This is a genomic window from Nocardia wallacei, assembly GCF_014466955.1.
GTDB classification, from domain to species: Bacteria; Actinomycetota; Actinomycetes; order Mycobacteriales; family Mycobacteriaceae; genus Nocardia; species Nocardia wallacei.
In genome coordinates this window covers 6,369,879-6,388,860 of the sequence record NZ_AP023396.1, presented here as the reverse complement: position 1 = coordinate 6,388,860, position 18,982 = coordinate 6,369,879, and the positions used below count along the sequence as shown (strand labels likewise).

General features: G+C 70.7%; 21 protein-coding genes. 12 read left to right on the top strand and 9 right to left on the bottom strand.

Annotated elements, in window-relative coordinates; all coding sequences use genetic code 11:
* Window positions 1-18: 18 nt before the first annotated feature.
* The 3 genes from NWFMUON74_RS28360 (at window position 19) to NWFMUON74_RS28350 (ending at window position 2,080) form a co-directional block, all read left to right on the top strand.
* On the top strand, window positions 19-720 hold the full coding sequence (locus NWFMUON74_RS28360; protein ID WP_187684803.1) for a hypothetical protein: 702 nt from the start codon (window positions 19-21) through the stop codon (window positions 718-720).
* 26 nt (window positions 721-746) lie between these two features.
* On the top strand, window positions 747-1,037 hold the full coding sequence (locus tag NWFMUON74_RS28355) for a hypothetical protein (RefSeq protein WP_187684802.1): 291 nt from the start codon (window positions 747-749) through the stop codon (window positions 1,035-1,037).
* A gap of 368 nt (window positions 1,038-1,405) precedes the next feature.
* Complete coding sequence (locus NWFMUON74_RS28350; RefSeq protein WP_187684801.1) at window positions 1,406-2,080, top strand: DUF8020 domain-containing protein; 675 nt, start codon at window positions 1,406-1,408, stop codon at window positions 2,078-2,080.
* A gap of 55 nt (window positions 2,081-2,135) precedes the next feature.
* Here the strand turns inward: NWFMUON74_RS28350 and NWFMUON74_RS28345 are convergent, their stop codons facing one another.
* The gene (locus tag NWFMUON74_RS28345) at window positions 2,136-3,053 is read right to left on the bottom strand and encodes a zinc-binding dehydrogenase (RefSeq protein ID WP_187684800.1); all 918 of its coding nucleotides are present in this window, start codon (window positions 3,051-3,053) and stop codon (window positions 2,136-2,138) included.
* A gap of 100 nt (window positions 3,054-3,153) precedes the next feature.
* On the opposite strand from NWFMUON74_RS28345, the gene NWFMUON74_RS28340 reads away from it, so the two are divergent.
* From NWFMUON74_RS28340 to NWFMUON74_RS28330, 3 genes are all read left to right on the top strand, one after another.
* A complete protein-coding gene (locus NWFMUON74_RS28340) occupies window positions 3,154-3,855 on the top strand; it encodes a response regulator transcription factor (protein WP_187684799.1) in 702 nt (233 codons plus the stop codon).
* Entirely contained in the window at window positions 3,852-4,874 is a 1,023-nt protein-coding gene (locus NWFMUON74_RS28335) for a HAMP domain-containing sensor histidine kinase (RefSeq protein WP_187684798.1), read from the top strand. The genes NWFMUON74_RS28340 and NWFMUON74_RS28335 overlap by 4 nt, the downstream gene beginning before the upstream one ends.
* 74 nt (window positions 4,875-4,948) lie before the next feature.
* Window positions 4,949-6,619 carry a DUF4153 domain-containing protein gene (locus NWFMUON74_RS28330; protein WP_232110648.1) on the top strand — a complete coding sequence of 557 codons (1,671 nt, stop codon included), beginning with the start codon at window positions 4,949-4,951 and terminating at the stop codon, window positions 6,617-6,619.
* 19 nt (window positions 6,620-6,638) lie between these two features.
* Here the strand turns inward: NWFMUON74_RS28330 and NWFMUON74_RS28325 are convergent, their stop codons facing one another.
* The gene (locus tag NWFMUON74_RS28325) at window positions 6,639-7,328 is read right to left on the bottom strand and encodes an IclR family transcriptional regulator (RefSeq protein WP_197986924.1); all 690 of its coding nucleotides are present in this window, start codon (window positions 7,326-7,328) and stop codon (window positions 6,639-6,641) included.
* A 207-nt stretch (window positions 7,329-7,535) separates the two neighbouring features.
* On the opposite strand from NWFMUON74_RS28325, the gene NWFMUON74_RS28320 reads away from it, so the two are divergent.
* Genes NWFMUON74_RS28320 through NWFMUON74_RS28310 form a run of 3 tightly spaced genes read left to right on the top strand, consistent with a single transcriptional unit; the run spans window position 7,536 to window position 10,639 of the window.
* A complete protein-coding gene (locus NWFMUON74_RS28320; protein ID WP_187684796.1) occupies window positions 7,536-8,723 on the top strand; it encodes a homogentisate 1,2-dioxygenase in 1,188 nt (395 codons plus the stop codon).
* Entirely contained in the window at window positions 8,720-9,964 is a 1,245-nt protein-coding gene (locus NWFMUON74_RS28315; protein WP_232110647.1) for a fumarylacetoacetate hydrolase family protein, read from the top strand. The genes NWFMUON74_RS28320 and NWFMUON74_RS28315 overlap by 4 nt, the downstream gene beginning before the upstream one ends.
* 24 nt (window positions 9,965-9,988) lie before the next feature.
* Entirely contained in the window at window positions 9,989-10,639 is a 651-nt protein-coding gene (locus NWFMUON74_RS28310) for a nitroreductase family protein (protein ID WP_187689474.1), read from the top strand.
* Between the two features lie 5 nt (window positions 10,640-10,644).
* On the opposite strand, the gene NWFMUON74_RS28305 is transcribed toward NWFMUON74_RS28310, so the two are convergent.
* The 3 genes from NWFMUON74_RS28305 to NWFMUON74_RS28295 form a co-directional block, all read right to left on the bottom strand.
* On the bottom strand, window positions 10,645-10,836 hold the full coding sequence (locus NWFMUON74_RS28305) for a hypothetical protein (protein WP_232110646.1): 192 nt from the start codon (window positions 10,834-10,836) through the stop codon (window positions 10,645-10,647).
* A 175-nt stretch (window positions 10,837-11,011) separates the two neighbouring features.
* Entirely contained in the window at window positions 11,012-11,596 is a 585-nt protein-coding gene (locus NWFMUON74_RS28300) for a hemerythrin domain-containing protein (RefSeq protein WP_187684794.1), read from the bottom strand.
* A 27-nt stretch (window positions 11,597-11,623) separates the two neighbouring features.
* The gene (locus NWFMUON74_RS28295) at window positions 11,624-12,514 is read right to left on the bottom strand and encodes a manganese catalase family protein (RefSeq protein ID WP_187684793.1); all 891 of its coding nucleotides are present in this window, start codon (window positions 12,512-12,514) and stop codon (window positions 11,624-11,626) included.
* Window positions 12,515-12,696: 182 nt separating this feature from the next.
* Here NWFMUON74_RS28295 and NWFMUON74_RS28290 point away from each other — a divergent pair, with 182 nt between their 5' ends.
* From NWFMUON74_RS28290 to NWFMUON74_RS28280, 3 genes are read left to right on the top strand one after another with little or no spacing between them, the layout of a single operon-like run.
* On the top strand, window positions 12,697-13,176 hold the full coding sequence (locus NWFMUON74_RS28290; protein ID WP_187684792.1) for a DUF4383 domain-containing protein: 480 nt from the start codon (window positions 12,697-12,699) through the stop codon (window positions 13,174-13,176).
* An 18-nt stretch (window positions 13,177-13,194) separates the two neighbouring features.
* Window positions 13,195-13,707, top strand: coding sequence for an SRPBCC family protein (locus NWFMUON74_RS28285; protein ID WP_187684791.1), 513 nt, complete (start codon window positions 13,195-13,197; stop codon window positions 13,705-13,707).
* 12 nt (window positions 13,708-13,719) lie between these two features.
* Entirely contained in the window at window positions 13,720-14,889 is a 1,170-nt protein-coding gene (locus NWFMUON74_RS28280; RefSeq protein WP_187684790.1) for a zinc-dependent alcohol dehydrogenase, read from the top strand.
* A 9-nt stretch (window positions 14,890-14,898) separates the two neighbouring features.
* On the opposite strand, the gene NWFMUON74_RS28275 is transcribed toward NWFMUON74_RS28280, so the two are convergent.
* From NWFMUON74_RS28275 to NWFMUON74_RS28260, 4 genes are all read right to left on the bottom strand, one after another.
* Window positions 14,899-16,128 carry an MFS transporter gene (locus NWFMUON74_RS28275; RefSeq protein WP_187689473.1) on the bottom strand — a complete coding sequence of 410 codons (1,230 nt, stop codon included), beginning with the start codon at window positions 16,126-16,128 and terminating at the stop codon, window positions 14,899-14,901.
* A gap of 47 nt (window positions 16,129-16,175) precedes the next feature.
* Window positions 16,176-17,303 carry a PLP-dependent cysteine synthase family protein gene (locus tag NWFMUON74_RS28270; RefSeq protein ID WP_187684789.1) on the bottom strand — a complete coding sequence of 376 codons (1,128 nt, stop codon included), beginning with the start codon at window positions 17,301-17,303 and terminating at the stop codon, window positions 16,176-16,178.
* Between the two features lie 101 nt (window positions 17,304-17,404).
* Complete coding sequence (lpqS, locus tag NWFMUON74_RS28265; protein ID WP_232110645.1) at window positions 17,405-17,845, bottom strand: putative copper homeostasis (lipo)protein LpqS; 441 nt, start codon at window positions 17,843-17,845, stop codon at window positions 17,405-17,407.
* Between the two features lie 85 nt (window positions 17,846-17,930).
* A complete protein-coding gene (locus NWFMUON74_RS28260) occupies window positions 17,931-18,899 on the bottom strand; it encodes a TIGR00341 family protein (protein ID WP_187684788.1) in 969 nt (322 codons plus the stop codon).
* Window positions 18,900-18,982: the final 83 nt, after the last annotated feature.

Sequence of the window (18,982 nt, the reverse complement as noted above, 5' to 3'; positions counted from 1 at the left end):
CCACACGACGAAACGAGCATGATGGTGCAGCCGACCCCCTGGCGGGTGAACGAGCTCCGACGTGAATCGGCCGCTGCCGCAGTCGATCCCGACCGTTTTCAGATCGACCTGTCCGCCTTCCTCGACGCGCTGCGCGGCCGTTGGGGGTATCTGAGCGCGGCGGCCGGCAGCCTGATCACCCTGTTGCTGCTGTTCGAACCATGGCTCACCGCCACGGGTTTCGACGGCTCGATCGGCATCAACGCCTTCGGCCGCATGCAGATCACCACCAGCGCGCTGAACGCCTGGTCGCAATCTCCTCCCGCCGCCGTGCGCGTCACCGGTGTGTGGGGCATCCTGACCGCGGACACCGCCGTCCTGACCGTGTGTTTCGTGGCGTTCGGCCTGCGCGCCCGCAGCCGGGCGCTGTCGCGGCTGGCGATGGTGTCCACGCTGGCCTCGGCCGGGTGGGTGCTGATGACGCTGGTCTACCTCAATACCAAGGGGCCCGAGGCGAAGGCCATGGTCGGCGTGAGCCGCGATCTGGGCGGGCAGGTCGGACTGCTGATGCGCGCGTATTTCGGCAACGGCGCGTACGTGCTGCCGGGCAGCCGGGTGAGCGCGTACGCCAACGCCGGGCTGACGCCGTGGGCCTGGGCGGCCGGTGCCGTGTCGTTGATCTCCGCCTGCGCGGCCGTCGCGCAATGGATTCGCGATCGCGACCAGCACACCACTACTTGATGTGCCGTTATTTAACGGTACAATAGGTGGGGCTTACGGTCGGCGGCGCGGGAGGCGAGATGCTCGGTCTGGAACGTCGGTTCGGTCTGGAACGCCGACTGCTGCGCGTGGTCGACGAGGTGAAAGCCCTGGACGGCGCGGCGAGCGTGGAGAGTGTCCGCGGCCTGCAACACGTCCTGCACTTCCTGGACGGGGAACTCGAGGCCACGGTGTGTACCGCCGAACGCCGCCGCGAACTCGCCCGGCTGCGCCGGGCCGCGGGCATCGCGCTGGCCGAGGCATACGCCCGTGCCGTCCTCGCCCGCGACTTCGGTTGAGCAACATTGTTCTCAGGAGGAATTCGAGTGTCGATATCGCGCGGGCGAACGTTGCCACGGCCATGAAAGGGCGATACTGTGCCTCGCCTCGACTGCGGGCACGGTCGACGTCGGTGGAGGTCGCGCGGTGTCGCGGTGCTGTGATGCGACGGTTCTGCCACGGGCGCAGCGGGTTTCGGCGGCGGGGCGGCGAACGTTAGCAAAGTTCCGGTGATTCGGTTGCGAAGGTTGCTGAGAATTCCCAATTTTCTCGTTGTTCACACGACGGTACTACCCGGGTAACAGCGCGGCCCGACTCTCCCAGAAGGCCCTTCGGGGCCGTGCGCGCCGGACCGGCGGCGCAAACACTGGAGAAAGCACTGAATCACATGAAGTTTCGGAAGTTCGCAGCCACGTCCGTACTCGCCGTCGCGGCATTGACCACTGCGACGGGTGCGGTACACGCCGCTCCGGCCGCCGCTGAGGGAGCGGCCGCCGACGTAATCCACTGGGACGCAGACGTTGTCGGGAAATCGATCGTCCTCACCACCGACGCGGGTTACCTGGCGGCGCGGGACAACCAGTTCGTGGTGCTGGATTCGGCGGGCACCGTGCTGGGCGGTCTACCGCTGGCCTATCGGATGAACGGGCTCGAGTTCCCGGTGTCGGCCGCCATCGACGGCAACACCGCGACCCTCACGCCCAGCACCGACCCGGCCACCGCGCACCCGGTGGACATGCCGCTGCAATTCGTCGACGCCCAAGCCGATTTCAACTCGGCGCTGTCGACGGCGAGTACCCAGTTCGGTCTGGCCACCGGCGTCGGCACGCTGATCGGTGGCCTCGTCGGCCTGATCGGCGGTTGCGTGCTGGGCGCGCTGACCGTCGGCGCGCTCACGGCTCCGATCTTCTTCGCCGGTGCGCCCGGCGGGTGCATCGCGGGCGCCAGCGTCGGTGTCGCGCTGGGCGCGGCCGGGGGCTCGCTCCTGGTCGGTGTTCCCGTGGGTATCGCCGCCGCGGTGCAGTTCTTCCAGACGATCAATACGCCCGCACCGGCCAGCTGATCACCCGAGCGAGCCGGGCGGGGCGTCACCTCGGCGCCTCGCCCGGCTCGTGCGTTCATGCGATGTCCAGCACCACCTTGCCGTTCACCTCGCGGCCGAGCAGCAGATCGGCGGCCTCGCCCGCGCGCGCCCAGTCGCCGCGCCAGCCCACCTGCGGGTCGAGCCGTCCGGCGGCCACGAGTGCGGCCAGGTAGGCCAGGTCCGGGCCGAATCCTGGGCCGACCCCGAACGCCTCGATCCGGGCGCCGGGATTGGCCACCCGTGCCTGCTCGAAGTCGATCGTGGTCGGCGCCATCGACGCCTTGCCGACGCTGAGGGCCAGACCCTCCGGGGCCAGCAGCGCGTAGGCTTCGGCCAGCAGCGGGCCGCCCACATTGTCGATCACGCCGTGTACCGGTTCCCGCACCTCGGACAGCCCGCCCGAAACCACCTCGGCCGCACCGGATTCCAGGAGCCCCGCGCCGCGCTCGGGTCGTCCGACCGCCGCGACCACATGCGCCCCGGCCAGCGCGCCGAGCCGGACCGCGAAGCGCCCGACCCCGCCGGACGCGCCGGTGACCAGGACCCGCCGACCGACGATCGGGCCCAGCCGGCGCAGCGCGCGCAACGCGGTCACACCGGCCACGGGCAGCGCCGCCGCGGCGCCGAGGTCGACCTCGTCCGGCAGCACCGCCAGCTCGCCGGTGTCCACCGCGCGCAGTTCGGCCCAGCCGCCCCGCCAGCCGAAGGTGACCACCCGCTGCCCGGCCGCCGGGCCACTGCCGTCGGCGGCCGCGGCCGCCACGACCCCGGCGGCGTCCCACCCGGCCACCTCGCCGGGAGCGTAGTTCTTACCCAGATACGTGACCTCGCCGAAGTTGAGCGATGTGGCCGCGATCCGTACCAGTGCCTGTCCGGGTCCGGGTGTCGGATCGGGGGCCTCGCCGAGTCGCAGACCGTGCCGCGCGTCCGGGTCGTACACCAAAGCTCTCATGGTCCCAGGCAACTTCCGGCGCACTCGCGGCATTCCGCGCACACGAAATCTCCACACTTGGTACCGGTTCTCTCCACAGCGGGTGGTTAGGGTCCCCGATATGGAACAGAACGTACCGGCCGGGGGAGCGACGGCGCGCCGGATTCTGGTCGTGGACGACGAGCTCACGATCGCGGAATCGGTGGCGGCGCGGCTGCGGGCCGAAGGGTTCACCGTCGATATGGCGCACGACGGTCCGGGCGCGGTCGCCGCGGCCGAGACGCTGGCGCCGGATCTGGTGGTGCTCGACGTCATGCTGCCCGGCTTCGACGGGCTGGAGGTCTGCCGGCGAATCCAGGCCGCCCGGCCCGTCCCGGTGCTCATGCTCACCGCGCGGGCCGACGAGACCGACCAGCTCATCGGGCTCGGCGTCGGCGCCGACGACTATCTGACCAAACCGTTCTCGCTGCGCGTCCTCACCGCCCGGGTGCACGCGCTGCTGCGCCGGGTCGAACGCGCGGGCGTCGAGGACGGCGCCCGGATAGTGGTCGGCGACCTGCGCATCGACGCCGACCAGCGCCGGGTCTGGCGTGGCGGGGTGGAGGCCAAGCTGACCCCGCTGGAGTTCGATCTGCTCGCCCGGCTGGCCCGCCGTCCCCGCGTGGTGCATCCGCGCGAACGACTCCTCGAGGAGGTGTGGGACTGGGCGGACGCGGCGGGCACCCGTGCCGTCGACAGCCACATCAAAGCGTTGCGCCGCAAGCTGGGCGCCGATCTCATTCGCACGGTGCACGGCGTCGGTTACGCGCTGGAGGCGCGGTGAGCCGGGTGTCGGACGCACTGCCGCGGCCCTTGGACCGGATTCCGTCCCTCAAACTCAAGCTGGCCGTGCTGATGATCTTCGCGGGCGGGCTGGCATTCGGCTACTTCCGGCTGCGGATCGGCTGGCTGCCGCCGCTGACCACGCTGGCCGCCATGGTGATCGCGCTGGTGACCTCACAGTTCCTGGCACACGGCATCACCAAACCGCTGCGCGAGATGACCGCCGCCGCACAGCGAATGGCCCACGGCGACTACACGAATCGGGTGCGGGCCTCCTCGCGGGACGAGGTCGGGCAGCTGGCCGAGGCGTTCAACCGGATGGCCGCCGATCTCGCCGCCGCCGACCGGCAGCGGCGCGAACTGATCGCCAACGTCTCGCACGAACTGCGCACGCCGATCACCGCGCTGAACGCCGTGCTGGAGAACCTGGTCGACGGGGTGTCCGAGCCCGACCCGACGACATTGAAAACCGCGCTGGCCCAGACCGAACGGCTCGGCCGGCTGGTCTCCGAGTTGCTGGACATCTCCAGCATCGAGGCGGGCGCCATGCCGCTGGATCGCGAAGAAATCGGTGTCGCAACGCTTTTCGCGGAGGTGGTGGCCGAAGGGGAGGTCCTGGCCGCGGCCCTCGGGCGCGGCATCCGCTTCCACAGCGAGGTGCGGCCCGCCGACGCCACGGTGTACGCCGATCGGGCCCGGCTGCAGCAGGTGCTGTTGAACCTGCTGGAGAATGCCGCCCGGCACGGCCCGGCGGGCGGGCAGGTGCGCATCCGGGCGCACACCGCGGGCAGCGAACTCGTCATCGACGTCGAGGACGACGGCCCGGGGATCCCGCCCGACGAACGCGCCCGCGTCTTCGACCGCTTCACCCGCGGCGGCCGCGCCGACGGCGGCGGCACCGGGCTGGGCCTCGCCATCGCCCGCTGGGTGGTCGACCTGCATCGCGGCACCATTGCCGTCGCCGACCCCGGTTCCCGTATCCGCGTGACCCTTCCGGCCGCCGCGCCACCCGCACCCTAACCACCCTCCGCAACCCACCGCCCGGCCGCCGATCGGCTCCCGGGGCGATACCGCACACCCTCAGGAGAACAACCTTGCCCGACCAACCCGCCCACGACGAAACCCCTTCCCCGCAAAACGAGGACGCACCGCCGAATCCCCCGAAACCGAGCGAACCCACCATCACCCCGCCCGACAACGCCCTCGGCGACGCCCGAACCGCCACCTCGCCACCGAAAGACCCTGGGCCCCAGCCACTCTCACCATGGAACGAGATCCTCTGGCCCCCACCCGCCCCCACCACCACCAGCACCGGACCCGACCGCAACCCCACCTCCGCCGGCACGCCGGTCGCGCCGCCGCGCTGGCGGCGGGTGACCTGCCCGGCCGGGGTGCTGCCTGCCGCGGCTGTGGCGGGAGCGGTCGCGGCACTGGCGGTTCCGGTGGACCGGCCCGGGATCGGCTGGCTGCTGGCGGGTTCGGCTTCGGCGGGCGCGGTGATCATGGTCGACCGGCGCGCCCGGGGAGCGGCGGGGGTGGCGACGAAGCGGAACTGGGAACGGATCTGGTGGACCGGTGTGGCGCTGGCGCTGCTCGCCGTCGGGGCCGTGCGCGCGGCGGAGTGGTTGTTCGCGCTGTGCGCCGTGGCGGCGTGTGTGGCCGGGTCGCTGGCGGTGGTCGGGCGGCGGTCGATCCACGGCATGCTCTACGACGCCATCGCCGTGCCGCTGGCCTCGTTCGGTGCGCTCGCCTGGGTGTACACCGCACTGGGCCGAGCGCGCGAAGGCGTCGGCACCCGACACCGCCGCCTCGGCGTCTCGGCGGCCGCAACCGTGGCGTTGCTGCTGGTGTTCGTGCCGCTCCTGGGCAGCGCCGACGCCACCTTCGGCGCCCTCGTCGTCGGCCTCGTGCCGAACGTGGACGGCGGTTCCGTCGCGCGCTGGCTGGTGGTGTTCGCCGTGGCGGGCACCGTCACCGTCAGCGCCATGTACCTGCTCGCCGGACCGCCGCCGCCTTCGGAAGAGCGCCACGGCGTTTCGCGCCGGACACTGAGCCGGACGGAGTGGGGACTGCCGGTCGGCGCGCTGACGATCGTGTTCGCGGCTTTCGTCGCGGCCCAGCTGGTGGCCCTGTTCGGCGGCGACGACTACGTGCAGCGCACCGCCGGACTGACCTACGCCGAGTACGCGCGCAGCGGTTTCTGGCAGCTGGCCGCGGTCACCGTACTCACCCTCGCGGTCATCCTGAGCGTATTACACTGGGCGGCAAAGGATTCCGCGGCGGACCGGCGGTGGCTGCGGCTACTGCTGGGCGCGATCAGCGGCCTCACCCTGGTGATCCTCGCATCCGCGCTCGGCCGCATGTGGACCTACCAGCAGGCCTACGGATTCACCGTCCTGCGTTTGCTGGTGGAGACCTGCGAACTCTGGCTCGGCGTCGTCTACGTGCTGGTGGTGGTCGCCGTCGTGCGGCTGGAACTGACCTGGCTGCCTCGCGCCGCCGTCGGAACCGCGACGGCCGCCCTGCTCGTACTCGCCGCGCTGAACCCGGAGGCCCTCATCGCCGACCGGAATATCGACCGCTGGCAGCACGGCAAGAATCTCGACGCCACCTACCTCACCGAACTCTCTCTCGACGTCCTGCCCGCCGTCGACCGCCTGCCCGACCCGCTACGCACGCAGCTGCGTGACCGGCTGCGGCACCGAGTGGACGACGACACCTGGAACAGCTGGAATCTGTCCCGCGCGCACGCCGCCCGCCGGTAGGCCGGGCTCGAAGCCGCGGTCACGCTTCGGGATTCGCGGCGTGGGCGCCGATCTCGCGCACGGCGTCCAGCAGCGGTCGGCGGGCGGCGTCGATGACGGCCTGCCGGTTGGTGACGATGTTGATCGCCGTGGGCCGCCCCCAGCCGGGCAGCGGCGCGGCGATGGCGTGCGCGCCGAGATTGAGCTCCCCGTGCGTGACGAGACAGCCCTCGGCGCGCGCCGCCGCGACGCGATCGGGTTCGCCCGGTCGCGGCGGCGCGGCGGCCAGCGCCGCCACCCCGCCCGCGCCGCGATCGAGCGGATCGCGGTTGCCGAGGCGGTAGGAGAAGCGCGGCCCGTCGGTCGGTGGCTCGGCGACCAGCGTGGTGACCGCGAACCCATCGATTACCTCCACCAGCGACGCGGTGGCGTCCACCGTCCGCGCCAGACGCTCCAGAACGGGCCCGGCCACCTCGCGTAACCGCGGCCGGGCCCGGCCCAGCAGTTCGGCGACCGCCGGGCCGACCCGGTACGCGCCGCTCTCGTCGCGGCGCGCGAAACCGGTGCGCTGCAACGACACCAGCAGCCGGGTGGTGATCGATCGGTGCAGACCGCAGGCGGTCGCGACCTGCGCGATGGTCAGCCCGTCGGGGTGGCGGCTCAGCTCGACCAGGACGGCCAGCCCCCGCTCGAGCGTCTGCGCACCGTCGGTCGGTTCCGTGCGCGGCACGGCTGTCACCGTGGTCGTCCGATCGAGTGCCGCTGTGCCGCAGAGGCTTTCACCACCGCGCGCGGGGGAAGTGATTTCGGCGGACAGAACGCGGCGGCCTCGACCGGGGCGGCGAACACGAGCGGGATTGACACGCCTCACACTGTAGCGCAGCATGGTCGATAATAGATCGTTCCATAACCGTTTATCGGACAGCGAGGATCGGACATGGCGTACTACCGACGTGTGGGCGAGGTGCCGGCCACCCGGCACACCCAGTTCCGTGACGACGCGGGCCGCCTCCGGTACGAGGAGTTGATGGGGGAGGAGGGCTTCTCCTCCGACTCCTCGCTGCTGTATCACCGCACGATCCCCTCGTCGATCGTCGGTAGTGCGATCTGGGACCTGCCGGACCAGTCGACGGTGCCGAACCATCCGCTCAAACCGCGCCACCTGCGCCTGCACGACCTGTTCGGCGACGCGGTGGACGAGGTCGACGCCGTGACCGGCCGCCGGTTGGTGCTGGGCAACGGCGACGTGCGCCTCGCCTACGTGGTGGCCGCGGCGGCGTCGCCGTACTACCGCGACGCGGTCGGCGACGAGTGCGTGTACGTCGAGTCCGGGCGCGGCGCCGTCGAGACGGTGTTCGGCGTATTGCCCTACCGCACCGGCGATTTCGTCGTGATCCCGCGCGCCACGACACACCGCTGGGTACCCGAGGGCCCGAGCCGGCTGTACGCGGTCGAGGCCAACGGCCACATCGCCCCGCCCGAGCGCTACCTGTCGCGGTTCGGGCAGTTCCTCGAGCACGCGCCCTACTGCGAACGCGACCTGCACGGCCCCGCGCGACCGCTGCTCGCGTCGGGTACGGATGTGGAGGTGCTGGTGAAGCACCGCGCGGGCGGCAACATCGTCGGCACGCGCTTCGTCTACGCCGACCACCCGTTCGACGTAGTGGGCTGGGACGGCTGCCTGTACCCCTACACGTTCAATGTCGAGGACTTCATGCCGATCACCGGCAAGGTGCACCAGCCCCCGCCGGTGCACCAGGTCTTCGCGGGCGACAACTTCGTCATCTGCAATTTCGTGCCGCGCGAGGTCGATTACCACCCGCTGTCGGTGCCGGTGCCGTACTACCACTCCAATGTCGACTCCGACGAGGTGATGTTCTATGCCGCAGGCGATTACGCGGCGCGCAAGGGCTCCGGGATCGGAGTCGGCTCGGTGTCGCTGCATCCGGGCGGGCACGCGCACGGGCCGCAGCCCGGCGCGGTCGAGGCGTCGCTGGGAGTGCGGAGCGTCGACGAACTGGCGGTGATGGTGGATACCTTCCGGCCACTGGAACTGGGTGAGGGCGGAACCGCCGCGGACGACGGCGAATACGCCTGGGTCTGGGCCGGGCGGACGGTCGGGTGAGCGTGGGCACGACCAGGCTCACCGCCGCCGGGCGGCTGGGCGGCACCGGTTTCGGGAGCACCCACCTGCCCTACGGCTCGTACTCGACCGCGGCGTGCGGGCCGCGGCTCGGCGTCCGGCTCGGTGACCACGCGCTGTCCGTCGCCGCGCTGCTCCGGCACGCGGGCGCGGCGGCCGACGACATCGCCGCCGCGGACGCCGCGAACCTGGATATCCTGCTGGCCCGTGACCGGGCGACCTGGGATCGGGTGCGCGCGGGAGTGGTTCGCGCGGTGGAGGACGCGGCCGTGGCCGAAAGCGTTGTACGCGAGGCGGTTCCGCTGGCCGCCTGCACGCTGCACCTGCCGTTCACCGTCGCCGATTATGTGGACTTCTACGGCAACGAGTTCCACGCGACCAACGTGGGGCGGATCTTCCGTCCCGGGCAGCCGCCGCTGACACCGAACTGGAAGCATCTGCCCATCGGCTATCACGGGCGGGCGGGCACGATCGTCCCCAGCGGCACCGCCATCCGGCGGCCCGAGGGCCTGCGACCCGAGCCCGCAGGGCCGCCCACCTTCGGGCCGAGCCGCCGCCTCGACATCGAGGCCGAGGTCGGGTTCGTCCTCGGATCGCCGGTGCCGCGCGGGGAAATCGCCCTGCGCGACGCCGACGACCACATCTTCGGCCTGGTGCTCACCAACGACTGGTCCGCCCGCGACATCCAGGCGTTCGAATACGTTCCCCTCGGCCCTTTCCTCGGCAAGTCGTTCGCCACCTCCATCGCGGCGTGGGTGACCCCGCTGGCCTGCCTCGATCGGGCACGGGTCGCGCCGCCGCCGCGCGAGGCGCCACTGGCCGCGTATCTGGACGACTCCGCCACTGCCGCTTGGGCCTTCGACATCGACATCGACATCGACCTCAACGGCGAGGTCGTCTCCACCGCGCCCTACGCCTCGACCTACTGGACCGCCGCGCAGATGCTGGCGCACTCGACCGTCAACGGCGCGGGTCTGCGCGCGGGCGACTTCTTCGCCAGCGGCACCGTTTCCGGCCCCGGGCGGCGCCAGCGCGGCTCGTTGCTCGAAATCACCTGGGGCGGAACCGAACCCCTGCGCCTCGCCGACGGCAGCGAGATCGCCTTCCTCCGCGACGGCGACGAGGTCACGCTGCGCGCCACCGCCCCGGGGCCGTCCGGCACCACCATCACCTTCGGTGAGTGCGCCGGCCGCGTGACGTACGGTCGAGCCGACCGATCATGAACGCGACAGGAGCCGAGTATGCCGATCGAGCTGGACCTCTCCACCGACGAATTGCTGTCGACCACCCGGGCCGTCCGCAAACGGCTGGACCTGGAGCGCACGGTGCCCCTCGAGGTCGTCCGGGAGTGCATCGAACTGGCCGTGCAGGCGCCGAGCGGGTCGAACCGGCAGGGCTGGCACTGGGTGGTGGTCACCGACGCCGAGAAGCGGCGCGCGCTGGGCGAGCTGTACCGGCGGGGGTTCGAGGCGTACGCGTCCTCGCCCGACTATCCCGGTAACCAAGCGGTCGACGATCCCGAGGCAGACGGCGTGCGGCAGCGCGTCGCGAGTTCGGCGCAGTATCTGGCGCAGCACATGGGGGAGGTCCCGGTCCTGCTGGTGCCGTGCATCTCGGGCCGGGTCGACAATGTCCCCGGCGCCCGCAGCGCGTCGCACTGGGCGTCGCTGTTCCCGGCGGTGTGGAGCTTCTGCCTGGCGGCGCGCTCCCGTGGTCTCGGAACCGCCTGGACCACACTGCATCTGGCGTACGAACGCGAAGCCGCCGAACTGCTCGGCATCCCCTACGAGCAGGTTGCCCAGGGCGCCCTGCTGCCCGTCGCCTACACGAAGGGCACCGACTTCAAGCCCGCCGCCCGCATGGACCTGGATAGGATCGTCCACGTGGACGCCTGGTAACCGGCTCAGGACGACCAGAGTTCGGCGAAGGGCAGGTCGGCGAGCGCGTCGTCGACGTCCTCGTCCACGCGGACCTCGACGCCGTGCTGGACGAGTTCGGTCGCCAGATTGGCGGCGGCAACCCGGCTGGCACGGTAGTCGAGAACCGCCCCATTGTGCCGAAACCGCAACTGCACGTGCACTTTCCCGAGCAACACCCTCACCCACGTCTGACCCACCTGCTCGGGGCTGTCGACAGTCCCCGGAATCTATCCGCGACACGCTAACCCGCCCGCGTGAACGCCAAACCTCCGCCCGGTGAACGGCGACCCGACCGGCATCCGGCGCTTCCGCGGGAGCCACGCCGGATGCCATGCGACGCTACGGTTTCCGTCAGGCGGGCGGTGGGTTCGGCGGCTGGTGGGCGCGCCGGTGGCTGACCAGATCGCGGGCCTTGTCCAGCACCGCGGCCACCAGCCCGCCGGTCTTCTGCGCGCCGGGGGTCGAGGGCGTGTTCGGGTGCGGGCGGGTGGGAGCGGTGTGCTTGGCCGCGGCCATTTTCGTGCCGACCGTTTCCAGCTGTTCCGGCGTGCAGAATTCGGTCACGCGCGGCCACACCCGGGTCTGTTCGAACTCGATGTGCTCCCGTGCGGCGGGAATGAACCGGGACAGCGCGTCCTCGAAATCGATACTGCCCGCCGGACATTCGTCGAGCCGTTGCAACAGTTGTTTCGCCGCGTCCTCCTGATCGATGGCGTGATCGGCCAGGGCGTCACCGTCGGGCACGGCGTCGCGCACCATGGGCCAGAAGAACTGTTCCTCCACCGCCTCGTGCTGTGATTCGGCGATGACCAGGCTGGTCACCAGTTTCTCGCGGGCCGCGATTTCCGCGTCGCCGAAGCCGCGGCCGCGTTCCAGGTTCTCCAGCATGCCGAGCACGCTCTCATGATCGGCGCGCAGCAAACTCAATGCGTCCATCGGGTTCTCCCTCCGACCGGTACCGGGTCACCCGGGAAGATGCTGTTCGTGGGTGAACGGCTTGTTGCCGTTGACCGCCGGTTCGCCGGTGGGATTGTCCTGAGCACCGCGGTTCTTGGACCTGTCGCCGCGCAGCCACTGCTCGGCCGGATCCTCGACGTAGTCCCACTGCATGCCGTCGGGCCACGGGCCCTGGCCCTCGTTCCACGGACCGCGGCTGGACTGGGCGCCGTCGGACATGTTGAACGCGACGTTCTGGAACCGGTCGTCGGCGGGCAGGGCACCGGGAGGGAAGTTGACCGGCAGATCGTTGAGGGCCGCGGTGAACTGCTGGAAATGCGCGACCTCGCGGCTCATCAGGAACGACAGGGTATCCTGCACGCCCGGATCGTCGGTGAACTGCTTGAGGTATTCGTAGACGATCTTGGCGCGGGACTCGGCGGCCAGATTGCTGCGCAGGTCCACCGACGGCTCGCCGTTGGAGTTCACGTACGCGCCGCTCCACGGCACGCCCGCGGAGTTGCCGACATCCGGGCCGCCGCCGCGCAGCGCGAAGTACAGCGGGTCCGCGGCGACCTGATGAATCGCGGCCTCACGACCATCGCTCCCGGCGACCACCGGCATCCAGTCGCAGCGTTCGTTGGCCTGCTTCAGGTCGTCGTTGAGCCCGTCGAGCAGCATGGTGATCATCGAGCCCACGATTTCGAGATGGCTGAACTCCTCGGTGGCGATATCCATGAAGAGGTCGTAGGTCTTGGGGTGTTTACGGCGTAGCACGAATGCCTGACTGAAATATTGCATCGCCGCTTTCAGCTCGCCGTTGGCCCCGCCGAACTGTTCCTGCAGCAGTGTCGCGAATCGCGGATCCGGCCGCTCCACACGCACTTCGAACTGCAGGTCTTTGTTGTGAGTGAACATCCGTGCTCCGTTCGGTGTGTGGTCACTTGGGATGTCCCGCTGGGCCTACCCGGCGGGTTGCGACGGAAACCCCTCGAGGGATCGGCCGCGCGTGTTTTCGACGAGTGCGCCGGGGTATGCCGCCGACATCTTGTGACAGCGCGGAGTTCGCTGTCGTCCGACCGACTCGAAAGGCTTTCGTCATGTCAGTCTCCGACGCGCGTTCGCGTGGCCGCTCGGCCGTTCAGCTGGGGTCGCTGGCGGTCGGCGCGGTGTTCCTCCTGGTGGGTGTGCTGGGCTTCATCCCCGGCATCACCACCGATTACGACACCCTGACCTGGGCAGGCCACCATACGGAGGCGAAGCTGCTCGGCGTGTTCCAGGTGTCGGCGTTGCACAACATCGTGCACCTGCTGTTCGGGGTGGCCGGTCTGGCCGCCGCCCGCACGGCCACCGCCGCCCGCGGCTTCTTGGTCGGTGGCGGCCTGGTCTACCTGCTGCTGTGGTTGTACGGATTGGTCATCGATCGCTCGAGTGATGCCAACTTCGTACCGGTGAACAGCGCCGACAACTGGCTGCACCTCGCGCTGGGCGCGGGCATGATCGTGCTCGGACTGGCTCTGCCACGTGCTGCGGGCACTCGCCGTCTCGGCACCGTCGGCGGCACCAGCCCGGCCGCCTGACCGACCTGATCGGAACCCATGTCCTACCTCGAGAAGATAGAACAGCGACTGGTCGCGCTCGCAGGCACGGTGACGGGGGCAGTCTCCCGTGGTGGCCCGGCACAGACGCTCACGATAGGTGCGCCCGCGGCCGAGGTCGAACGGTTCTGGCGGGAGCCGGACAAGCTGTCCGCGGTGTTCGACGGTGTCGCGGACGTCCACGAGACCGGCCCCGGCCGGTATCGCTGGACCTTCCCGCACACTCCCGACCAGGCCGCCTGGGACACCGAGCTGCTGGCGGAGGGCGGCGGCCTGCGGTTCGTCGGAATCGAGGACGACGACTCCGGGAGGCGTGGCCCGCAGATCCGGCTGACCTTCCGTGACGCGCCGCACGATCTCGGCACCGAGGTCACGCTGTACGCGCGCACCCCGCTGCCCGATATCCTCACCGGCCCAGCCGTTTTCGCCGTCCTCTACCGGGCCCGGGCGCTGTTGCAGACCGGCGAGATCCCCACCCTGGCACACAATCCGAGCGCGCGTGCCGCGCACTGAACAGGAGACCCCATGCGTGCGCTGTGCTGGAACGGTGTCAACGATCTCGCCGTCGAAACCGTGGACGATCCGGCGCTGCTCAACCCGCACGACGTGATCGTGCGGGTCCGGCTGACCACCACCTGCGGCTCGGATCTGCACTTCATCGACGGCTACCTGCCGGGTATGCGGGCCGGTGACGTCATCGGCCACGAGTTCATGGGCGAGATCGTCGAGGCGGGCCCGGAGGTCACCGACCGCCGCGTCGGCGAGCGGGTCGTGGTGCCGTCGTTCATCGGCTGCGGGTCCTGCTGGTACTGCGAGCACGACCTGTACTCGCTGTGCGACACCACGAACCCGAATGCCGCACTGCAACAACCGATCCTGGGCTACCCGACCGGCGGCATCTACGGCTACACCCACCCGTTCGGCGGCTATCAGGGCTCGCACGCGCAGTACGTCCGGGTGCCGTTCGGCGACGTCAATTGTTTCGCCGTCCCCGACGGCATCACCGACGAGCAGGCCCTGTTCCTGTCCGATGCGGTACCCACGGGCCTGATGGGCGCGGACTTCTGCGACATCGCCCCCGGCGCCACCGTCGCGGTGTGGGGCAGCGGCGGCGTCGGGCTGATGGCCGGGCACAGCGCCCGCCTCCTCGGCGCCGAACGGGTCATCGTGATCGATCGCATTCCCGAACGACTGGCCTTGGCGCGCAGGCAGTTCGGCGCGGAGGTGGTCGACTACACCGCCGTCGACAGCGTGCGGGAGATACTGCGCGACATGACCGGTGGCCGCGGCCCGGACGCGTGCATCGACGCGGTCGGCATGGAAGCGCACAGCGCCGGGCCGCAGCAGCTCTACGACCGCGCGAAACAGCTGCTCCGCCTCAGCACCGACCGCGCGGCGCCGCTGCGCGAGGCGATCCTGGCCTGCCGCAAGGGCGGCACGGTGTCGGTGCTGGGCATCTACGGCGTCACCGACAAGTTCCCGATGGCCGCGGTGACCAACAAGAGCCTCACCATCCGCACCGCGCAGCAGCACGGCCAGCGCTACATGCCGCGCATGTTCGACTACGTTCGGCAAGGCGACCTGGACCCGTCCTACCTCATCACGCACGATATGCCGCTGGAGGAGGCGGCACGGGGGTACGACTTGTTCAAGCACAAGACCGAGGGCTGCATACGGTCGGTGTTCCGCCCCTGACCGCGCCGCTCATCGCATCCGATCGGCGCTCACCTCCGAGGGCGTGACCCCGCCCGTGTCCGGCGCTCCGGCCCGCGGCGGTGCGGTGGAGCCGCGCAGGGCGACCGCCGCGACGACACCGATCACGCCCAGACCCGCCCAGACCGCCCACCCCGCCCCGGCGGCGCGCGCCGCCCCGAAGACGGCGCCGGTGGCGAGATTGCCGACGAGGATGCCGACGCCGACGACGGTGTTGTAGAAACCGTAGTGCGTGGCAACGAGTTTCCCACCGGACATCGAGACGACGGTATCCATCTCGAACGGGAAGACCGCTGCCGTCCCCACCGCCAGCAGCGCCGCCGAGAGCAGCAGCGCGGCCACCGCGACCGGTGCGCCGAACCGGTCCGGACCGGGCACGATCAGCAGCGGGACGAACGCGGCAGCGAGGATCGCGAGTCCGATCACCAGGCTGCGCGCGGTGCCCCAGCGGGCCCGGAACCAGCCGGTGATGCGCACCTGGCCCGCGACCGCGACGAGGCCGGAGACGACGAACAGCGCCGACACCAGCACCTGCGAGCGCGCGCCCGCGATGAACTCCGCCTGGAGCGGCAGCGCCAGATAGACCTGGAACGACAGCACGTACGAACCGCTCATCACCGCCGCGAACCACACGAACCGGCGGTTGCCGACCACGACGCGCCAATCCGCGAGCACCGAACGCCGTTCGGCGGGCGCCTCGGCGCGGCGGGCCGGCAGCGCGAGCAGCTGTGCCGCGGTCAGGATCGCGAAGATCACCGCCGCCGCGCCCGCGGTGACCCGGAAGTCCAACGCCAGCAACAACAATCCGGCGAGCGGCCCGGCCAGAATGCCCGCCTGATAGAAGACATTGAACACCGCGAACGCCTCGACGCGCCGCGTACCGGCATCGGCGGCGAGGTAGGCGCGCACCGCGGGATTGAACAGCGCCCCGGCGAAACCGGTTGCCGCCGAGGCGATCAGCAGTCCCGGCAGGGAGGTGGCGAACACCAGCAGGGCGAAGCCGCCGGTGCGCAGCAGACAGCCCGCGACGATCAGCGGCTTGTAGCCCAGCCGGTCGGCCAGGGTGCCGCCGATCAGGAACATGCCCTGCTGGGAGAAGTTCCGCACGCCCAGCACCAGTCCGACCGCCCAGCCCGCCAGGCCCAGCGGCCCGGCCAGATATCCGGCCAGGTACGGCATCAACATGTAGAAGCCGAGGTTGATGCCGAACTGGTTGATCATCAACAGCCGGGCGGCCGCGTCGAAGCTGCGGAATTTCGCGAAGGCGGTCACGACGCCCACTCCTGGTCTCGGACGAACCGTTTCGGGTCGACAACGGTGGTGGTCCGCGTCCAGGAGCGCACGACACGCTCGGCCGGATGCCCGATCGTGTCCGGTTCCAGCGGCGGCGGCGCGTCGAGAAGTCCATGGGCGGCGCAGTAGGCGTCGCTGTACACGGTGTCGAAGTAGCGGTTCGGCCCGTCGGGGAAGATCGCGGCGATGCGCAGCTCGGGGTCATGGGTGCGGGCCGCCCAGCCCGCCACCAGACCCACCGCGCCGACACTCCAGCCGCCGCTGGCGTGGTGGGTCGCGGCCAGGGTGCGGGCTGCCCACACCGCCTCCGCCGGTGCTACCCAATGCACCTCGTCGAAGGCGTCGTAGTCGACGTTGGCCGGGTGAATGCTCGAGCCGAGCCCGCGCATCAGCCGGGGCCCGGCGGGCTGGCCGAAGATCGTGGAGGCCACGGTGTCGACGCCGATCAGCTTCAGCTCCGGGTTGAATCGGCGCAGTACCCGGGCGACCCCGGCGGAGTGCCCGCCGGTGCCGACCGCGCAGACCAGCACGTCCACCACGCCCAATTGCTCGATCAGTTCCAGGGCGAGCGGCTCGTAGCCGTCGACGTTGTCGGGGTTGCCGTACTGGTCCGGGGACCACGAATCCGGTTCGCGGGCAAGCAGTTCGGCGACCCGGTCGCGCCGCGCCTGCTGCCAGCCGCCGGACCGGCCCGGCTCGGGCACGACGTCGACCCGCGCGCCGTAGGCGGCCAGCATCCGCGCGACGATCGGTTCCAGACCGGGGTCGGTCACCACCGTCACCGGGTGGTGTGCGGCGATTCCGGCCAGCGCCAGCCCCAATCCGAGGGTGCCGCTGGTGGATTCGATGATCCGGGCGCCCGGCGCCAGCTCACCGCGCTGCTCGGCGCGGCGCACCATGTGCAGTGCGGGCCGGTCCTTCATGCCGCCGGGATTGAATCCTTCGAGCTTGGCCCAGAAGCCCCGGCCCGCCGGGGCCAGCGGCGCACTCACCCACAGCACCGGCGTATTGCCGACCAGTGAGTGCGGATACCGGGCGGGTGCGGGCGAACCCACCAGTGCCGCCGCGGGATCGGCGAGGGTGTCGAGCACGATCTTGTCCATGACTGTCGCTTTCTGTATCGAACCGCCGCCGGGGCGGCGCGGACGTGAGCGGGCAGCGGACACCGGCCGGCGCACAGCGGCGTCGGCCTGGCGCTGACCGGTCAGCGTCGAGCGATACAGAACTGAGTCAGAGTGGCCCGGCCACCACGGGCGGGCAGGCGGCAGGGCGGATCTCGCGGGCCCGCCGAGAAGATGTCGTCGGCACCCGCCACCAGGAGCACCGCCGGTGCCGGCGCGAGCAGCAGCATATGTTGCGCCGGAACGGTTTCGGCGGTGGCGCGCAGTACCGGCGAGGCGAGGCAGTGATCGAAGTGCAGCACGCAGTGGATGTCGAGCGGGCTCCCGGCGACCGTGTGGGCGTGGTCGACCACCGCAGCGGATATCGCCGCGTGCGTGTGGTGGCCCGGGGCCGCCACGCCGCCCGCCTCCGCGCAATGGGCCATCGGCAGCGTGAGCAGCAGCGCGGCGAGCAGCGCCACCAGACAGGCCCCGCGCCGCGACCCACCGGCCGCCCGCGAGAAACCGTTGCTGCGCCCCATCATTCGACCGCGACTCCCGGATATCGGTACTCGGAACCAAGGCCCCAGTTATACCCCCGCCCCGTATCCGAGCGCAAGCCGGTGCGCCTCATCTGCCGGGAACCCGGCCGCCCACCGTGTGCACCACGACCACCTCCGGATCCCACGGCACCAGATCGTCGACCACCCGTTGCAGGTCCGCGAGCGGCGGCAGCTCGGCCGGGGCGAGCACCGACACCGTGGCCGTATCGCTGTGCAGGGACACGTCGGTCACCTCCGCTCCGGGGCTCGCCCGCAGCCAGTCGCGGGCGGCGTCGGCGATCTGCCCCGCCCACAACGACGTCAGGGAATTCACCGTCATCGGCGCCGCCACCAGCACCAGTGCTGCGGCCAGCACCAGGTAGGCGCGCCCGCGCCGCGCACCGCCCGCCCGCGCTTCCCGGCCGTACCCGGCGACGACCAGCAACGCGGTCGTCGTGATGATCATCGCTACCACGTTGGAGGCGAACAACACGAACGCGCCCAGCGCCAGCGCGGGCGCACCGGAGCCCAGGCATACGCCCACCACGCCCAGCGGCGGGACCAGCGAGATCGCGATCGCCACGCCGGGCAGCACGTCGCCCACGTCGCGGCGGGTGATCGCGACCGCGGCGACCACGCCGGTCGCCAGGGCCGCGGTGAGATCCATGAGCTTCGGTGAGGTCCGCCCGACCACCTGCGAATTCGACAGCACGTTCACCGGATTCGGCAGCAGTTGCGCGAACAGGAAACCCAGCGCGATCACGACCGCGATCCCGGTCAGCACCAGCAGCGCGCTGCGCCCGATCAACCGGCCGTCACCGGTCGCGATCCCCAGACCGACACCGAGAATCGGGACCGACAGCGGCGCGACGATCATCGCCCCGATCACCGTCGCCGTCGAATCGCCCACCACACCCGAAATCGCGATCACCGCCGACAACACCAGCATGATCCAGAACGCCGACCGTTTCGCCGACACCTCACCCACTGCCAGATCCAGCCGGTCCGTCAACTCGGCCAGCGTCCGCCGCTGACCGGCGGGAAGTAGGTGCTGCACGTTCCCGCTCCCTTCCGCACGACCCGCGCCGACCGCGCCAGGGGAGTGTGCGTGCCGTTCCCGTCCGCCGAGATCACCCGGGC